The sequence below is a fragment of the Cupriavidus sp. GW821-FHT07C08 genome (assembly GCF_059419025.1).
On record NZ_JBWKQZ010000022.1, the window covers coordinates 1 to 16,949 of the forward strand.

The 16,949-nt window shown below is 67.8% G+C and carries 18 protein-coding genes; 5 read left to right on the forward strand and 13 right to left on the reverse strand.

Features of this window, described 5'->3' with window-relative positions:
• Positions 1-112: 112 nt before the first annotated feature.
• Positions 113-910: a phytanoyl-CoA dioxygenase family protein gene (locus AC07UK_RS24655; protein WP_436220830.1), complete on the reverse strand. Its 798-nt coding sequence runs from the start codon at positions 908-910 to the stop codon at positions 113-115.
• Between the two features lie 90 nt (positions 911-1,000).
• Here AC07UK_RS24655 and AC07UK_RS24660 point away from each other — a divergent pair, with 90 nt between their 5' ends.
• On the forward strand, positions 1,001-1,906 hold the full coding sequence (locus AC07UK_RS24660) for a LysR substrate-binding domain-containing protein (RefSeq protein ID WP_494687756.1): 906 nt from the start codon (positions 1,001-1,003) through the stop codon (positions 1,904-1,906).
• Here AC07UK_RS24660 and AC07UK_RS24665 read toward each other — a convergent pair.
• Both AC07UK_RS24665 and AC07UK_RS24670 read right to left on the reverse strand, forming a co-directional pair.
• Complete coding sequence (locus AC07UK_RS24665; RefSeq protein WP_494687755.1) at positions 1,903-3,033, reverse strand: anhydro-N-acetylmuramic acid kinase; 1,131 nt, start codon at positions 3,031-3,033, stop codon at positions 1,903-1,905. The two genes, AC07UK_RS24660 and AC07UK_RS24665, sit on opposite strands and share 4 nt — an antisense overlap.
• A gap of 11 nt (positions 3,034-3,044) precedes the next feature.
• Positions 3,045-4,436, reverse strand: a complete 1,392-nt coding sequence (locus tag AC07UK_RS24670) for a M23 family metallopeptidase (protein WP_494687754.1) — start codon at positions 4,434-4,436, stop codon at positions 3,045-3,047.
• Between the two features lie 245 nt (positions 4,437-4,681).
• On the opposite strand from AC07UK_RS24670, the gene tyrS reads away from it, so the two are divergent.
• The 4 genes from tyrS to AC07UK_RS24690 all read left to right on the forward strand — a co-directional run bounded on the left by tyrS (position 4,682) and on the right by AC07UK_RS24690 (position 7,833).
• Complete coding sequence (gene tyrS / locus AC07UK_RS24675; RefSeq protein WP_494687753.1) at positions 4,682-5,923, forward strand: tyrosine--tRNA ligase; 1,242 nt, start codon at positions 4,682-4,684, stop codon at positions 5,921-5,923.
• Between the two features lie 10 nt (positions 5,924-5,933).
• A complete protein-coding gene (gene dtd, locus AC07UK_RS24680; protein ID WP_010813898.1) occupies positions 5,934-6,395 on the forward strand; it encodes a D-aminoacyl-tRNA deacylase in 462 nt (153 codons plus the stop codon).
• A gap of 51 nt (positions 6,396-6,446) precedes the next feature.
• On the forward strand, positions 6,447-7,094 hold the full coding sequence (locus AC07UK_RS24685; protein WP_316152977.1) for a YbhB/YbcL family Raf kinase inhibitor-like protein: 648 nt from the start codon (positions 6,447-6,449) through the stop codon (positions 7,092-7,094).
• A gap of 64 nt (positions 7,095-7,158) precedes the next feature.
• Positions 7,159-7,833, forward strand: coding sequence for a histidine phosphatase family protein (locus tag AC07UK_RS24690; protein WP_035824657.1), 675 nt, complete (start codon positions 7,159-7,161; stop codon positions 7,831-7,833).
• 2 nt (positions 7,834-7,835) lie between these two features.
• On the opposite strand, the gene AC07UK_RS24695 is transcribed toward AC07UK_RS24690, so the two are convergent.
• From AC07UK_RS24695 to dusB, 10 genes are all read right to left on the reverse strand, one after another.
• A complete protein-coding gene (locus AC07UK_RS24695; protein ID WP_013955577.1) occupies positions 7,836-8,561 on the reverse strand; it encodes a queuosine precursor transporter in 726 nt (241 codons plus the stop codon).
• 176 nt (positions 8,562-8,737) lie between these two features.
• On the reverse strand, positions 8,738-9,322 hold the full coding sequence (locus AC07UK_RS24700) for a BPSL1445 family SYLF domain-containing lipoprotein (RefSeq protein ID WP_436220837.1): 585 nt from the start codon (positions 9,320-9,322) through the stop codon (positions 8,738-8,740).
• A 44-nt stretch (positions 9,323-9,366) separates the two neighbouring features.
• Positions 9,367-9,960, reverse strand: a complete 594-nt coding sequence (locus AC07UK_RS24705; protein WP_436220838.1) for a hypothetical protein — start codon at positions 9,958-9,960, stop codon at positions 9,367-9,369.
• A 208-nt stretch (positions 9,961-10,168) separates the two neighbouring features.
• Positions 10,169-11,227, reverse strand: a complete 1,059-nt coding sequence (gene ruvB, locus AC07UK_RS24710; protein WP_013955579.1) for a Holliday junction branch migration DNA helicase RuvB — start codon at positions 11,225-11,227, stop codon at positions 10,169-10,171.
• 58 nt (positions 11,228-11,285) lie between these two features.
• The gene (gene ruvA / locus AC07UK_RS24715; protein ID WP_436220839.1) at positions 11,286-11,867 is read right to left on the reverse strand and encodes a Holliday junction branch migration protein RuvA; all 582 of its coding nucleotides are present in this window, start codon (positions 11,865-11,867) and stop codon (positions 11,286-11,288) included.
• 78 nt (positions 11,868-11,945) lie between these two features.
• Positions 11,946-13,181 (reverse strand): glycerophosphodiester phosphodiesterase, encoded by a 1,236-nt coding sequence (locus tag AC07UK_RS24720; RefSeq protein ID WP_436220840.1) that lies wholly within the window; start codon positions 13,179-13,181, stop codon positions 11,946-11,948.
• An 80-nt stretch (positions 13,182-13,261) separates the two neighbouring features.
• Positions 13,262-13,807 carry a crossover junction endodeoxyribonuclease RuvC gene (gene ruvC / locus AC07UK_RS24725; RefSeq protein WP_010813889.1) on the reverse strand — a complete coding sequence of 182 codons (546 nt, stop codon included), beginning with the start codon at positions 13,805-13,807 and terminating at the stop codon, positions 13,262-13,264.
• Between the two features lie 148 nt (positions 13,808-13,955).
• The gene (purH, locus tag AC07UK_RS24730; protein WP_436220841.1) at positions 13,956-15,530 is read right to left on the reverse strand and encodes a bifunctional phosphoribosylaminoimidazolecarboxamide formyltransferase/IMP cyclohydrolase; all 1,575 of its coding nucleotides are present in this window, start codon (positions 15,528-15,530) and stop codon (positions 13,956-13,958) included.
• Positions 15,531-15,552: 22 nt separating this feature from the next.
• Positions 15,553-15,786 carry a Fis family transcriptional regulator gene (locus tag AC07UK_RS24735; protein WP_010813887.1) on the reverse strand — a complete coding sequence of 78 codons (234 nt, stop codon included), beginning with the start codon at positions 15,784-15,786 and terminating at the stop codon, positions 15,553-15,555.
• On the reverse strand, positions 15,783-16,844 hold the full coding sequence (gene dusB, locus AC07UK_RS24740) for a tRNA dihydrouridine synthase DusB (RefSeq protein WP_013955584.1): 1,062 nt from the start codon (positions 16,842-16,844) through the stop codon (positions 15,783-15,785). Before dusB ends, AC07UK_RS24735 begins: the two co-directional genes overlap by 4 nt.
• Between the last annotated feature and the right edge of the window lie 105 nt (positions 16,845-16,949).

A 16,949-nucleotide genomic window follows, 5' to 3' on the forward strand; every position in this document is an offset into this window, starting at 1 on the left:
CACTTCGGCGCAGCGTTTACAACTTCCTCTGACGCTACATACAAAAATGCCGTTCAGCTCTTAACTGAACGGCATTACACCTTCGGGTGCGTTTTTTCTTTTCCGCGATGGCTTACCGCGCGGCGCGCCAGACCACGGGAAACCAGTCTTCGCGCATGCGCTCGCCGGTCTGCTGATCGATGCCGGGAAAGGGCGGTGAGGTGCGCCCGGGCCGCTGCATGAAGCGCACGTCGTCGCCCAGGAAGCGCGCCGAGAACGCTCGCCGGCGCCCGCTGCCGGTATTGCCGGCAGCGCCATGCACGGTACGGAAGTCGAACACCACGGCATCGCCTGGCTCCAGTTCCGGTGCGAGCAGGGTGTAACTGCCGTCTTCCACGTCCGGCATCTCCATGAAGGCGTCGTCACCTCCATAGAAGTTCTCGTTGCTGGCCCAGCGCTTGGGCCGCACCAGCCGCGCCCAGCGGTGCGAGCCGGCCACCACGCGCAGGGTATTGGCCTGCGTCACCGGATCCAGCGGGATCCAGTAGCTCGCGGTCTGGGTGCCGTCGACACAGTAGTAGGGCAGGTCCTGGTGCCACGGCGTGGGCTTGGCCGTGCCGGGCTCCTTGACCAGGATGTGTTCGTGGAACACCTGCACCGCCTGCGACTGCATGATGCGCCCGGCAATGGCAGCCGCCGGCGACTGGCGGATAAAGTCATCGAACGGCGTAATGCGCTGCCAGTTGCAGTAGTCCTCGAAGAAGCGCCCGCTTTCGCCGGGCCGTACGTTCTCGATGGCGAAGGGGCCCGGCTCGGCCAGGTTCTGCGCAAAGCCGTCGCGCAGCCGTTCGACCCAGTCGGTGAAAGCGCCGCGCAGCACCAGCACGCCGTCGCGCTGGTAGGTGTCGATCTGTTCCTGGGTGATGTTCATGGCGATGTTGTGTGGGGGCGATGTGCCCAGTATCACCATGCGTTAGGGATAGGAAAAGCATATATTTCCTATGTTGCGATATAGGAAATCATGATCCCCTTCTCTTTCCGCCAGCTCGAATACTTTGTCGCCGCAGCCGAGCACGGCAGCATCAGCGCGGCGGCTCGGGCGCGCCATGTGTCGCAGCCGTCTGTCTCCACCGCGATCGCGCAGCTGGAAGACACTCTGGGCGAGCCTCTCTTCAGGCGCCAGGTCAGCCGTGGGTTGTCGCTGACGCCCGCCGGTCAGCGCCTGCTGGGGCGGGCACGAGACATCCTCGCGCTGGCGGCCGGCCTCACCGTGGACGACGCCACCGGCCGGGGGTTGACCGGCCAGCTCTCGCTGACCTGCTTCCAGGACCTCGGGCCGTACTTTGTGCCACGTCTGCTGGCGGGGCTGCGCCGGCACCATCCGGGCATCTCGGTGACCTTGTTCGAGGCGGACCTGGCGACCGTCCACCGCACGCTGCAGGCGGGCAAGGCCGAACTGGCGCTGACCTATGAACTGGGGCTCGATGCCCGCACCGAGCGCCGCACGCTGGCGGAACTGGCACCCTATGCGCTGCTGCCCGCCGGCCATCCGCTGGCAAGCGGCACCGATGTGAGCCTGGCCGACCTGGCCGGCGAACGGCTGATCCTCGAGGACATCCCGCAGACGCGCGAGTACTTCCTGTCGCTGTTCTGGGCGCATGGCCTGCACCCGGTGCTGCACCAGTACACGCAGACCTTCGAGATGCAGCGCGGACTGGTGGCGCACGGCTATGGCGTGGCGCTGTCGTGCACGCGCCCGGCCGGCGACCACAGCTACGACGGCGTGCCGATCGCCTGCCTGCCGCTGCGCGAGCCGGTGACGCCGCAGCGCGTGGTGCTGGCGCGCTCGCCGGCCATGCGGGCCTCGCCGCTGGCACAAGCGTTCATGGATTGGGTGGAGGAGGGCGGCGCGATGCGCCTGCCTTAGCGCGGATAGATCGCGCCCAGCACGCGCGGCCCGGCGGCGCCGGTCACGGTGGGCACGTTGCCGGGCAGGCGCAGCAGGCACTGGCGTGCCAGCCAGGCAAAGGCGATGGCTTCGACCTGCGACACCGGCACGCCGTAGTCTTCCGAGGTCTCGATGGCCACGCCGGGCAATGCCTGTGCCAGCCGGGCCATCACGAACGCGTTGCGGGCGCCGCCGCCGCAGACGACCAGGCGGCGCGCGTCGGGCGCGTGGGTGCGCACGTCGCGCGCGATGGCCTCGGCCGTCAGCGCGGCCAGCGTCGCCTGCACATCGGCAGGCGCGAGATGCTGGAACGAGGCGAGACGGGCTTCGAGCCAGCCCGGATGGAACAGGTCGCGCCCGGTGCTCTTGGGCGGCGCTGCGCTGAAGTAGGGCTCGTCCAGGCACTGCGCCAGCAGTGCGGCGTCGACACGCCCGCTCGCGGCCCAGTCGCCGTTGCTGTCAAAGGGAAGCCCGCGGTGGCGGCCGATCCAGTAGTCGAGCAGCGCATTGCCCGGGCCGCAGTCGAAGCCGCTGACGGCGCCGCCCGCCGCGGGCAGGATGCTGATATTGGAGATGCCCCCGATATTGCAGGCAACGCGGGTTTCGGCGTCGCTGCCGAACAGCGCATGGTGCAGCGCCGGCACCAGCGGCGCGCCCTGGCCGCCGGCGGCGAGGTCGCGGCTGCGGAAGTCCGCCACCACGTCGATGCCGGCCAGCTCGGCCAGACGCGCCGGATGCTGGCTCTGGCGGGTGTAGCCGATGCCGTCGTACAGGCCCGGCCGGTGGCGGATGGTCTGGCCGTGGGCGCCGATGGCGGCCACTGCGGCCGCGTCGACCTGTGCCTCGCCCAGCAGTGCGGCCACGCAGCCGGCGTAGACCTGCGCCAGCGCATTGGCTGCCAGCGCCTCGCGATGGATCTCGTCCTCGCCCGGCTGCTGCAGGGCGGCAAAGGCCGCGCGCAGGGTGTCGGGGAAGGGCTGGCTGGCGGCCGCCAGCACGGCGGGCCGCGCGCCGCTGAAATCCACCAGCACCGCGTCGGCACCGTCCATGCTGGTGCCGGACATGATGCCGATATAGCGTTCGCTGCCAGTCACGGGCTGAGTCACGATGGGCGCGCTCAGTTGGAGGCGGTCAGCACGTTGTAGGTGCGCAGCGCATTGATGCGGCTGAGCAGCCCGCTGGTGTAGGTCAGGAATTCCTGGCGCGACTTGCCGGTCAGCGTCGGCGATTCCATCAGCGTGATGGTCAGCGGGTTCTGCGGCACGTCGTTGAAGCGGAACTCATAGTGCAGGTGCGGGCCGGTGGCCCAGCCGGTCGAGCCGACATAGCCGATCAGCTGGCCTTGGCGCACCGGCTGGCCCTGGCGCATGCCGGCAAAGCCGGACAGGTGCGCGTAGTAGGTTGAGTAGCCGTTGGCGTGGTTCAGGATGACGATATTGCCGTAGCCGTTCTGCTGGCCCACGAACTCGACCACGCCGTCGCCGGTGGCCAGCACCTTGGTGCCGGTCGGGGCGGCGAAGTCCACGCCCTTGTGCTGCGCCCAGTCATGATGCAGAGGGTGCTCGCGGCCGCCGAAGCCCGACGACACGCGCGAGAATTCCACCGGCGAACGCAGGAACGGCCGCTTCATGCTGCGCCCGTCGAAGGTGTAGTAGGCGCCGCCGTCCTTGCTGTCCTCGGGCGCGAACCACAGCGCCTGGTGCAGCTGGTTGCGGTTGATCAGCTCCAATGCGACTACGCGGCCGTTGCGCACGAAGGTGCCGTCGCGGAAGCCCGCTTCGAAGATGATGCGGAAGCGGTCGCCGCTGGCGATGTCGTGGTGGAAGTCGATCACGCCGGAGAAGATCGACAGCATCTGCTGCACGACTTCGTCGGGCACGTTGGCCGCGTCCATGGCCTTGAAGAAGCCGCTCGCGGAAATCGCGCCCGAGGCCATCTCATAGTGCACGTCGTTGTCGACGCGCTGCACCTTGGCCTTGTAGGTGGCGGCGGTATCGTCGCTGGCCGCGCGCACGCGCTCGATCACCAGCTCGCGCGAGGCGGCTGCGTCGCCGCCCAGGTTGGCCTGCAGCGACACCAGCGTGTTGCTTTCGTCGATCTCCGCCTGCACCGCCTGGCCGGGGTTCAGGTTGAACAGGCCGCGCGCGGTCGGGTTCTTGACGATGAACGCCTGCGCGTCGGCATCGTCCACGCCCAGCCGCTTGAGCAGGCTGGCGATGGTGTCGCCGCGCTGCATGCGCTCTTCGCGTACGTAGATGGCCTCGCTATCGGTAAGCTGTTCGAGTTGCTCGCGCACGTTGGGCATGCGCAGCGCCTGCTGCGTGCGCGGTGCGAGCGGATCGTCAAAGGCGCTGCGCGGCGCAACGCCCATCGCCGCGGCCATGCCGAGCGTGAAGATTGCGCCCACCGAGGCCGTCAGTTGTTTGCGCCGCCGCGCGTGCTGGGGGTTGGTCGGATCGACAAGAACCACCAGCTCACGCGCGAAAACTTCGCGGAGTCTGGACCACATCACGTAAAATTCAACCTTGGTCTGAGCACCACTGCCGGGGACGATGTGTCTCGTCTGCCTTCCTCCCCCGAGGTGCGGCGCGGGCTCTTCACTGTTATTTGGCCGCCTGTATTGCTGCACAAAGTGGCGGGTGGCGCACTGGAAAGGCTTCCGTAGGCGCCGGGAATCGGGGATTATACCAAAATCCAGCCCTGTCGGCTGTCAGGAAATTTCCTAAAATTTCAAGTATTTCAAAGACTTACGTCATGACTGAAGTTGCCACGGGCCCCACGGCCAAATACCCCCTGACGCCGTCGGTGATGCAGGCCCTGGAAGTCTCCAAGCGAGGCTGCGACGAACTGCTGATCGAATCCGAGTGGACGCAGAAGCTGGCGCGCAGCGAGGCCACCGGCGTGCCGCTGCGCATCAAGCTGGGCCTGGACCCGACCGCGCCCGACATCCATATCGGCCATACCGTGGTGCTGAACAAGCTGCGCCAGCTGCAGGACCTCGGCCACCAGGTGATCTTCCTGATCGGCGATTTCACCTCGACCATCGGCGATCCGTCTGGGCGGAACAGCACACGTCCGCCGCTGACGCGCGAGCAGATCGAGGCCAACGCGCAGACCTACTACCGCCAGGCCAGCCTGGTGCTCGACCCGGCCCGCACCGAGATCCGCTACAACAGCGAATGGTGTGATCCGCTGGGCGCGCGCGGCATGATCCAGCTGGCGGCCAAGTACACCGTGGCGCGCATGATGGAGCGCGATGACTTCACCAAGCGGTTCCGCTCCGGGATTCCGATCTCCGTGCATGAGTTCCTCTACCCGCTGATGCAGGGCTATGACTCGGTCGCGCTGAAGTCGGACCTGGAGCTCGGCGGCACCGACCAGAAGTTCAACCTGCTGGTCGGGCGCGAGCTGCAGAAGGAATACGGCCAGGAGCCGCAGTGCATCCTGACCATGCCGCTGCTGGTGGGCCTGGACGGCGTCGAGAAGATGTCCAAGTCCAAGGGCAACTACGTCGGCGTGACCGAGGCGCCCAACGAGATGTTCGGCAAGCTGATGAGCATCTCGGACGACCTGATGTGGCAGTACTACACGCTGCTGTCGTTCCGCCCGCTGGCCGAGATCGACCTGATGAAGCAGGAAATCGCGGCGGGCCGCAATCCGCGCGACTGCAAGGTGCTGCTGGCGCAGGAGATCGTGGCGCGCTTCCACAGCCAGGCCGATGCCGAGAAGGCGCTGGAGGACTTCAACCACCGCGCCCGCGGCGGCGTGCCGGACGACATCCCGGCAGTGAGCCTGAGCGGCGCGCCGCTGGGCATCGCGCAGCTGCTCAAGCAGGCCAACCTGGTGCCATCCACCTCGGAAGCCAACCGCAATATCGAGCAGGGCGGTGTCAAGATCGACGGCGCCACGGTCAGCGACAAGGCCACCAAGGTGGCCGCCGGCACCTATGTCGTGCAGGTCGGCAAGCGCCGCTTCGCGCGCGTGACGCTGGCCTGAGGCGGCCGGGATGATCGCGCTGATCCAGCGGGTGGCCCAGGCCCGCGTCACGGTCGAAGGCCGCACCACCGGTGAAATCGGCGCCGGCCTGCTGGCGCTGGTCTGCGCCGAGCGCGGCGACACCGAGGCGCAGGCCGAGCGGCTGCTGGCCAAGATGCTGTCGTACCGGGTGTTTTCCGATGCGGCCGGCAAGATGAACCTGCCGGTGCAGAACATGGACGGCAACGGCAACGCCGGCGGGCTGCTGGTGGTGTCGCAGTTCACGCTGGCGGCCGATACCAACAGCGGCACGCGGCCGAGTTTCACGCCCGCTGCCTCGCCCGAGGACGGCCGGCGCCTGTATGAGCACTTCGTGGCGCAGGCGCGCGCTGCCCATCCGCAGGTGCAGACCGGCGAGTTCGGCGCGATGATGCAAGTCAGCCTGGTCAACGACGGCCCGGTCACCTTCTGGCTGCGGGTGCCGCCGGCCTGAACAGATTCCAAGCTGCCGCGCCCCGGCGCGGCACCAAGACAGGAGAGACAAATGAAACTCTGGAGCAAGTCCTTCAACGACAACGCGCCGATTCCCGGTGAGTTCGCCTTCTGCGTGCCCGACGCCGCCGCCCACGTGGCCCTGTCGAACAACCGCAATCCCGACCTGCACTGGGAAGACGCCCCGGCCGAGACGCGCTCGTTCGTGCTGATCTGCCACGACCGCGACGTCCCCAGCAAGGGCGACGACGTCAACCAGGAAGGCCGCGAAGTGCCGGCCTCGCTGCCGCGCGTGGACTTCTTCCACTGGGTGCTGGTCGACATCCCGCCGGGCCTGACCTCGATCGCGGCGGGCTCGCACAGCGACGGTGTGATCGCGCGCGGCAAGCCGGGCCCCGAAGCCACCGGCGGCACCGCCACCGCGGGCGGCCTGCGCCACGGCATCAACGACTACACCGGCTGGTTCGCCGGCGATGCCGACATGAAGGGCGACTACTACGGCTATGACGGCCCGTGCCCCCCGTGGAACGACACGCTGCTGCACCACTACGTGTTCACGCTGTATGCGCTGGACGTCGACCGGCTGCCGCTGGATGGCACTTTCACCGGCGCGCAGGTGCGCGAGGCGATCCAGGGCCATGTGCTGGCGCAGGCCAGCCTCACCGGAACCTATACGCTGAACCCGAAGCTGGCGAAATAACGCCTGGCCGGCGCCGCGCCAGCCGCGCGGTGCCGGCCTCAAGGAAATCCCCGAAGGAAACGGCATGTCGCAAAGCCCCGGGCCGCATTCGCTGGCCTATACCCACCTGATCGTGATCCGCCACGGCGAAACGGCCTGGAACCGGGAGCGCCGGCTGCAGGGCCAGCTCGACATTCCCCTGAACGAGACCGGCCGCGCCCAGGCGCGCGCGCTGGCCACTGCGCTGGCGGGCGAGCCGATCGATGCGGTATATGCCAGCGACCTGTCGCGTGCGATGGAAACCGCTGCGCCGCTGGCCGAGGTGCTGGGGCTGCAGGTGCGCCCCGATGCGCGCCTGCGCGAGCGCAGCTATGGCACGCTGCAGGGCAAGACCTACGCCGAGGTGGCCGAGCACCTGCCCGAGGATTTTGCCCGCTGGCAGGCGCGCGTGCCGGACTACGCGCCGCCTGAAGGCGAGTCGCTGCTGGGCTTCCATGAGCGCGCGGTCGAGGTGGTGCTGGCGCTGTCGCGCCGGCATCCCGGCGAGCGCATCGCGCTGGTGGCGCACGGCGGCGTGCTCGACTGCCTGTACCGCGAGGCCACCGGCATGACGCTGGAAGCGCCGCGCCAGCATGAACTGCTCAATGCCAGCGTCAACCGGTTACGCAGCGACAGCACCCACCTGACGCTGGCGCAGTGGGGCGATGTCAGCCACCTGGAAAACCTGGCGCTGGACGAGGTGGACCGGCGCGTGCCGTAGCGCTACACGCGGACGCGGAACGGGGTGAAGTCGGTATTGCGGTCGAAGTAATCCTCGTTCTCGGCCCGCTTCAGGAACCCCACCACCTTGTACGTCACCGGTGTCATTACCACTTCCCAGCCGGTCTTCAGCACGTACTGCGCCACCGCCACCTGGATCACCTTCTCCAGCGGCCAGATGCCGTAGAAGGCGATTACGTAGAACAGCGACGAGTCGACCAGCTCCCCGGCCAGCGTGGAGCCGATCGTGCGCGTCCACAGCCACCGCCCCGACGTCCACAGCTTCATCTTGGCCAGCACGTAGCTGTTGGTGAAGCTGCCGCAGCAGAAGGCGATCAGCGAGCCGAGCGCAATCCGCCAGGTGTTGCCGAACACCTCCTGCAGGCTTTTCTGGTAGTCCGCCATGAAGGGCGCGACCGGCATGTTCAACACCACCAGGCTCATGAAGGTGGCGAACGCCAGCGCGGCAAAGCCGGCCCAGACCACGCGCCGGTCGCGGCCGTAGCCGTAGACCTCTGTCAGCACGTCGCCGAAGATGTAGGAGATCGGGAAGAACAGCACCCCGGCGCCGAAGGTCACCGTGCCGATCACCGGCAGCGTCACCTGCGCCGCCTTGGCCGCGCCGATCAGGTTCGAGCACAGCAGCACGGTGACAAAGGCCACCATGACTAAATCATAGTAGCGGTAGACACGGCCCGGTTGGGTCGTGCTGGCAGGGACGGCGGACATGGGGGCTCCCGGTCGGACGCGCTGGCGCGCGGTGTTTTGGGCGCGATTATGCCAGCGGGCCCCGGATTCCGCCGCGCCTGCCGCGGCGTGCGCAAGCGTTGCTGTGGCCGCCTGAAATGAAAATTCCCGGCCGAAGCCGGGAACTTCAGGTGGAGCGGCGCAGCCGGGTGGCCGCGTCAGATTTCCAGCTTGCTGATCTTGGAGCCGTTCACCGAGACGTCGAACATCAGGCCGGCATTGGTCTGCACGAAGGCAATCACCGGCTGCTGGCTGGTCAGGGTGTCGAGCCTGCCGTCCGCGCCGATCTTGGCCACCGCCACGTTGGCATCGGCGCCGGCGGTCCAGCCCTTGCTGGAAACAAACTTGTTGTAGGCCTCCGGGGTCATGAACATGATGATGACGGCCTTGGACTGCCCGCCGGCGGTCAGCCCGACCGAGGCCTGCGTCGTGCTGTAGTAGCCGACCGTCGCGCCCTTCGATCGCAGCGCACCCTCGCCGTACTCGCCGCCTACCACCAGGCCGGCCGAGATCACGCGCGGGAACACCAGGACCCCTTGCGCACGCTGCGCCAGGTCGCGTGCGCCGGCGTTGGTGGAGAACAGCCGGTTCAGCGCTCCGTCCACCCCTGCATCGATTTCCTGCTTCTTGGCGACCGGGTCCTTCGAGGCGCTGGTGCCGGTAGTGGTGCAGCCCGCAGCCATCACCGTGGCGACGAGCAGGCCCGATCCGGCAACCCGGGTAACAAAGTGGCGACGATTCATAGGTAACCTCCTGATGGGAAAAGTACCGCGTCTGGCTAAGTGGCTCAGTTGCCTGCGGCTGCCGCGGGTGCCTTGACCGTAATGGCCACGACTTCACGGTAGACGATCTTGGCCATCTGGCCCTGCTTGATGCCGTTCAGGTCGATGGCCGGGTCCTGTACTTTCACGGTGCGCAGCGTCTCGCGCGGACCGCGGAAGGTGATCAGGCGCTTGGCCGGGTCGACCTTGGTGATCTGGGCGGTTACCGTGGTGGTGATCTCGCGCATGATGCCGGGCTTGCCGCCCTCGGCGGCGCGAGTGGTGCGGTCGACCGATTCGGCCAGTGCGGTGGCCTTGCTGTCGACCGGCTCAAGCGCGGCGACCAGCGCGGCGCCACGCGCCACGGTGAGGATGTCGCCCTTGCGGATCTGGCCAAAGTTGCGGGCTTCGTCGCCAGCCACCAGTTCGACCACGTTGCCGCGCGGGCCCTGGACCAGCACGGCCTTGGATTCGGGATCGATATCGACGATCTTGCCGCTGATGACCGCTTCTTCGGCCACGCCGACCGGCGCCGGCGGGCGCTGGGCGTTGGCACTGCCGGCGGCGAACGCGGTGGCGGCGAGGGCCGCGGCGAGCAGGCTGGACGAATGGCGAATCATTGGCTTTCCTTGACGTATTTGTGAAGGTGCCGTGCCTGGCGGGGGCACGGCCATCGCAGCACCGGGCCGGTGCCGATAAAGCCATTGTGGACAATCGGCCACGGGCCAGCAATCCACTTCGAAAAAATTTGGAGCGCGAAATTAAAACATTTAATTGGTGCTGCACCGGGGCCCTGCCAGGGCGTTATGGCTGCGCTGCAGCGAGCTGTCAGGCGTCGCCGAACAGCTCGGTCGCGCCGCTGCCTTGCGGGTTGGCCAGGCCGAAATGCCGGTAGGCGGCCGCCGTGGCCACGCGCCCGCGCGGCGTGCGCTGCAGGTAACCTTGCTGGATCAGGTAGGGCTCGAGCACGTCCTCGATGGTGTCGCGCTCCTCACCGATGGCCGCGGCCAGGTTGTCCACGCCCACCGGGCCGCCGCCGAACTTGAGCAGCACGGCTTCCAGCAGCTTGCGGTCCATCAGGTCGAAGCCGACGCTGTCCACGTCCAGCATGGCCAGCGCCGCGTCGGCCATGGCGCGGGTGATGTTACCGTCACCCTTGACCTCGGCGTAGTCGCGCACGCGGCGCAGCAGCCGGTTGGCGATACGGGGCGTGCCGCGCGCGCGCCGGGCGATCTCCAGCGCGCCCTGCGGGTCGATGCGGGCATGCAGCAGCTGCGCCGAGCGCGTGACGATGCGGGCCAGCTCGTCGGCGGTATAGAACTCCAGCCGCGCCACGATGCCGAAGCGGTCGCGCAGCGGGTTGGTCAGCATGCCGGCACGCGTGGTGGCGCCCACCAGCGTGAACGGCTGCAGGTCGAGCTTGACCGAGCGCGCCGCCGGGCCTTCGCCGATCATGATGTCGATCTGGTAGTCCTCGAGCGCCGGGTACAGGATTTCCTCGACGACCGGCGAGAGCCGGTGGATCTCGTCGATGAACAGCACGTCGTTGGCTTCCAGGTTGGTCAGCAGCGCGGCCAGGTCGCCCGGGCGCTCCAGCACGGGGCCCGAGGTCTGGCGCAGGTTGACCCCCATCTCGCGCGCGATGATGTGGGCCAGCGTGGTCTTGCCCAGGCCCGGCGGGCCGAACAGCAGCACGTGGTCCAGCGCCTCGCGCCGGTTGCGCGCGGCGTGCATGAAGATATCGAGCTGTCCGCGCACCTTTTCCTGGCCGACATATTCGTCCAGCAGCTTGGGCCGCAGCGCGCGCTCGAACGCCTCCTCCTGCGACGAAGCGGGGGTGGCGGCGATCACGCGGGCGGGGGCGGCAAGCTTGTCAGTTTCGATCATGGTGGTCAGGGGCCCGGACAGCGGCAACAATCCGCCATTCTACGCGCCTATGCAGGTCTCAAGCCTTGGACAATGCCTTGAGCGCCAGCTTGATGCCCTCAGACACGCCGGTCCCCGCCGGCACCTGCTTGATTGCGGCGGCGGCTTCCTTCTCCGAGTAGCCCAGCGCCAGCAGCGCATTGAGCACGTCGACGGCGCTGTCCGGCACCGCCGGCGTGCCCGGCGCATGGCCCAGCTCCGCGCCCAGCTTGCCCTTGAGCTCCAGCAGCAGCCGCTCCGCGGTCTTCTTGCCGATGCCGGGAATGCGCGTGAGGCGGCCGGCTTCCTGCAGCGTGATGGCCTGCGCCAGCTCGGGGACCGACATGCCCGACAGCACCGCCAGCGCCATGCGCGCGCCGATGCCGGTGATCTTGATCAGCTCGCGGAAGGTGTTGCGTTCCGATGCGGTGCCGAAGCCGTACAGCAGGTGCGCGTCCTCGCGCACGATCAGCTGCGTCAGCAGCGTCACCGGCTGGCCCACCGCGGGCAGGTTGTAGAAGGTGCTCATCGGCACGTCCACCTCGTAGCCGACGCCGTGGCAATCGACCAGCAGGTGCGGGGGATTCTTCTCGATAAGGGTGCCGGCGATGCGTCCGATCATGGTGCGGAGGAGGGAATGGAAGGTGGGGTGTCAGGGAGGAGGCGGCCGCAAGTGTAGCCCAGCGGCCGCCCGGCCGGATCAGCGCGCCGGCGTATCCACCGCGCGCCGGCCCAGCGCCGGGTCGTCGGTGAAGAAGCCGTCGATGCCGGCCGCGATAAAGGCCTGCACCTCCCGCTCCATGCCGGACGGGCTGCGCGTGGCGTCGTCGCCGCCGGTCTGCAGCGCCTTGGGCAGGAAGCTGTTTTCCGGGCGGAAGGTGTAGGGGTGGACGAACAGGCCGGCCGCATGCGCGTTGCGCACCACCGAGGTCGGCGCAGCCAGCGCGCCCTGCGCATCGCGTGGCACCACGCTGCTCTTCTCCGGGCCGATGCCGTCGGCGTAGGCCGCCACTTCGCGCAGGCCGGTCGTGCTCAGCATGTCGTCGAAGGTGCGCGGGTCGCCGGCAAGCTTCCAGTCCGCGGGGCCTTTGCGCGGGTTGCCGACCAGCTGGACCAGCTTCACGTTGGGCAGCCCGCGGCCTAGCGTGCGTCGCATCGCGCGCAGGCTGCCGCTCTCGAAGCACTGGATAAACACCGGCGCCTGGCGCAAGTAGGGCTGCGCGCGCAAGGCCGCTGCCAGCTTGTCTTCAAGTGGCAGGCCGATGCCGCGGAAATAGCTCGGATGCTTCAGTTCGGGATAGATGCCGATGGGTTTGCCGGTGCGCAGCGAGGCCTGCTCGGCCAGCCGCACGATCTCGTCGAAGGTCGGCACCTCGAACTGGTCGTTCAGCCGCGCATTGGCCGGCCGCACCCGCGGGATGCGCTCACGCGCGCGCAGTGTCTTGAGCTCGGCCAGCGTGAAGTCTTCGGTGAACCAGCCGCTCAGGCGCTCGCCGTCGATCACCTTGGTGCGCTTGCGCTCGGCGAACTGCGGCAGTTCGGCCACGTTGGTGGTGCCGGTGATGTCGTTCTCGTGGCGCGCCACCAGCACGCCGTCGCGTGTCATGACCAGGTCGGGCTCGATGGCGTCGGCGCCGTCCTCGATGGCCTTGGCGTAGGCGGCAAGCGTATGTTCGGGGCGCAGCGCGCTGGCGCCGCGGTGGGCGATCACCAGCGGCCTGGGTTGGGCGGCGGAGGTGGCCGCAGGCGCGGCGCTCGGCGCGGGCGCTGGCGCCGGGGAGGCTGGCTTCGGGCGCGGCGCGGTGGCGCAGCCGGCGACCAGCACGGCGCAGGCCGCGGCGGCAGCGGCCGGGAACAGCCATCGCCGGAAGGCAAGAACAGGGAAGAGGCCGGCGGCGCACGAGCGCGGCGCGCTCAATCGGGACTGGCTAGGCATGCAGCGTTCCTGTGGTGAGACCAAGGCCCGATTGTAAAAGATGGGAAAGCGGGCGCGGCGAGCGCGATCCGCCAGTGCGCTCAGCCGACCAGCCGCCCGCGCCGCACGCGCATGCCCTTGCGCACCAGGTCGGGCGCCAGGCCCGACAGCGTGCCCAGGGTATCGCTGCCGTTGGCATGGCAGATCGCCACGCCGAGCGCATCGGCCGCATCGCTGCCGGGCTGGCCGGGCAGCATCAGCAGCCGCGTCACCATTTCCTGCACCTGCGCCTTGTTGGCGCGGCCGTAGCCGACCACCGCCACCTTGAGCTGCAGCGCGGTGTACTCGAACACGGGCAAGCCGTAGCCCACCAGCCCGCAGATTGCCGCGCCGCGGGCCTGGCCGAGCAGCAGCGTGGACTGCGGGTTGACGTTGACGAAGACCTTCTCGATCGCCGCGCAGTCGGGTGCATAGGTGCGCGACACTTCGCTGATGCCGTCGTAGAGGGTCTTCAGCCGTTCCGGCAGGGTTGAATTGCCGTCGCTCTTGATCGTGCCCGAGGCCACGTAGGCAAGCTTGTTGCCGTGCTTCTCGATCACGCCGAAGCCGGTGGTGCGCAGGCCGGGGTCGATGCCTAGGATTCGCATTGGGTGGGTAGGGTGGATGCCGTCGCTAGTGTATTGCTTTTTGCGCCGGCACCTAATGCAAAAAGCGGTTTCGCTTTCCCTTGCAGGAGAACGAAACCGCTTCGGGAGCCGGCGGTCTTGCCACGCAAGACCACAAGCCTGCCAGTGCTTAGTGGCGGAAGTGGCGCGTGCCGGTCACCACCATGGCGATGCCGCGCTCGTCGGCGGCGGCGATCACTTCGTCGTCGCGCATCGAGCCGCCCGGCTGGATCACGCAGGTCGCGCCCGCGTCGACCACCACGTCCAGGCCGTCACGGAACGGGAAGAACGCGTCAGAGGCCACGGCCGAGCCGGCCAGCGTCAGGCCGGCGTTCTGCGCCTTGATGCTGGCGATGCGGGCCGAATCCACGCGGCTCATCTGGCCGGCGCCGACGCCCAGCGTCATGCCGCCGCCGCAGAACACGATGGCGTTGGACTTGACGAACTTGGCCACGCGCCAGGCGAACATCAGGTCGTCCATTTCCTTCGGCGTCGGGTGGCGGCGCGTCACCACGCGCAGCTCGGACGGCTGCACGTTCCTGGCGTCCGGGCTCTGCACCAGCAGGCCGCCGCCGACACGCTTGAAGTCATACTGGTTGATGCCCTTGCCCAGCGGGATTTCCAGCAGGCGCACGTTCTGCTTGGCCGCGAACACGGCACGCGCGCCGGCGCTGAACGACGGGGCGATCAGCACTTCGACGAACTGCTTGGCCACGGCCTGCGCGGCGGTCTCGTCCAGTTCGACGTTGAAGGCGATGATGCCGCCGAAGGCCGAGGTCGAATCGGTCTTGAAGGCCTTGTCATACGCTTCCAGCGCATTCGCGCCCAGCGCCACGCCGCACGGGTTGGCGTGCTTGATGATGACGCAGGCAGCGCCGCTGGCGGCGTCGAACGACTTGACGCATTCCCAGGCCGCGTCGGCATCGGCGATGTTGTTGTACGACAGTTCCTTGCCCTGCAGCTGCACGTAGTTGGCCAGCGCGCCGTCCACGGCCTTCAGGTCGCGGTAGAACGCGGCGGACTGGTGCGGGTTCTCGCCGTAGCGCATTTCCTGCACCTTGTCGAAGGCCAGGTTCAGCGTCTGCGGGTAGGCGCTGCGGCCCTGGTGCGACTTGTCGGCACCCAGGCTGGTCAGGTAGTTGGTGATGGCGCCGTCGTACTGCGCGGTGTGCGCGAACACCTTGGTGGCCAGGCGGAAATTGGTGTCGTAGCCGACGCTGTTGGCGTTGGCACGCATTTCATCGAGCACCACGGCGTAGTCGGCCGGGTCGACGATCACGGTCACGTCGCGGTGGTTCTTGGCCGCCGAGCGCAGCATGGTCGGGCCGCCGATGTCGATGTTCTCGATCGCGTCGGGCAGGGTGCAGTCATCCTTGGCCACGGTCTGCTGGAACGGGTACAGGTTCACCACCAGCAGGTCGATCGTCGGGATGCCGTGCTCGGCCAGCGCGGCCATGTGCTCGGGCAGGTCGCGGCGTGCCAGGATGCCGCCGTGCACCTTCGGGTGCAGCGTCTTGACGCGGCCGTCGAGCATTTCCGGGAAGCCGGTGTAGTCGGCCACCTCCGTCACGGGCAGGCCGCTGTCGGCCAGCAGCTTGGCGGTGCCGCCGGTGGAAAGCAGCGTGACGCCGAGCGCGTTCAGTTCGCGCGCTAAATCGACGATGCCGGTCTTGTCGGATACGGAGAGTAGGGCTTGCTTGATCATGGCTGTGGGAGATGCTTCAAATTCAAAGTAAACCGTGCTGCTGCAGCTTCTTGCGCAGCGTATTGCGATTGATGCCCAGGTAGGCGGCCGCCAGCGACTGGTTGCGCTCGGCGCGCACCATCACGGCTTCCAGCAGCGGCCGTTCGACGGCCTCGAGCACCATGTTGTACATATTGGACGGCTCTTCGCCGTCCAGGTCGCGAAAGTACGTATCCAGGCTTTCCCGGATGCACTGGTCGATAGCGTTGCGGCTCATGCGGCAAGCAACTCCCCGTTTTTGTTGTTGTTCGCTTCGTCTTGGTCTTGTGCTGCGTCGTCCACGTACACCAGCCGGTCAGAGATCTGCGCCTGCTCGTCGAAGAACGCATTGACCGCCGCCAGTTGTTCGGCGGTGCTCTCCAGCGTGTTCATGCGGTGGCGGAACAGGTTGGCGCCGCGCAGCCCGCGCGTGTACCAGGCAATATGCTTGCGCGCGGTGCGCACGCCGGTGAATTCGCCATAGAAGTCGTAGTGGTCTTCCAGGTGCGCATTCATGATGGCGCGGATCTCGGCCACTTCCGGCGACGGCAGCATCTCGCCGGTCTTCAGGAAGTGCTCGATCTCACGGAACAGCCAGGGCCGGCCCTGTGCCGCGCGGCCGATCATGATCGCGTCCGCGCCGGTCAGCGCCAGTACTTGCTTTGCCTTCTGCGGCGTGGTGATGTCGCCGTTGGCGACCACCGGGATCGAGACCGCTGCCTTGACCGCGGCAATGGTCTCGTACTCGGCGTCGCCGTGGTACAGGTCGGCGCGGGTGCGGCCGTGGATGGTCAGCATGCTGATGCCCGCGTCCTCGACCATGTGCGCGATGCGCAGCGCATTGCGGTTCTCGCGGTTCCAGCCGGTGCGGATCTTCAGCGTGACCGGTACCCGGTCGCCCACGGCGCCGACCACGGCCTGGACGATGCGCACCACCAGCGGCTCGTTCTGCAGCAGGGCCGAGCCGGCGGCGACGTTGCACACCTTCTTGGCCGGGCAGCCCATGTTGATGTCGATGATCTGCGCGCCGCGGTCCACGTTGTAGCGCGCGGCCTCGGCCATCATCGACGGCTCGGCGCCGGCGATCTGCACGGCGATGGGCTCGACCTCGCCGGCATGGTTGGCGCGGCGCATGGTCTTCTCGCTCTTCCACAGCTGTGCGTTGGACGCCACCATTTCCGACACCGCATAGCCTGCGCCGAGCTGCTTGCACAGCTGGCGGAAGGGCCGGTCCGTCACGCCCGCCATCGGGGCGACAAACAGGTTGTTGCGGAGTTGGTGAGGTCCGATCTGCACGATTGGGCGGCGGTTCTGAGAGGCTGTCCCGGTGACCGTAGCGCCTTCGCGGCGCGGATGGCACCAGGGAAGGGATCGGGACGGCCTGCTCTGAGACGGAAGACG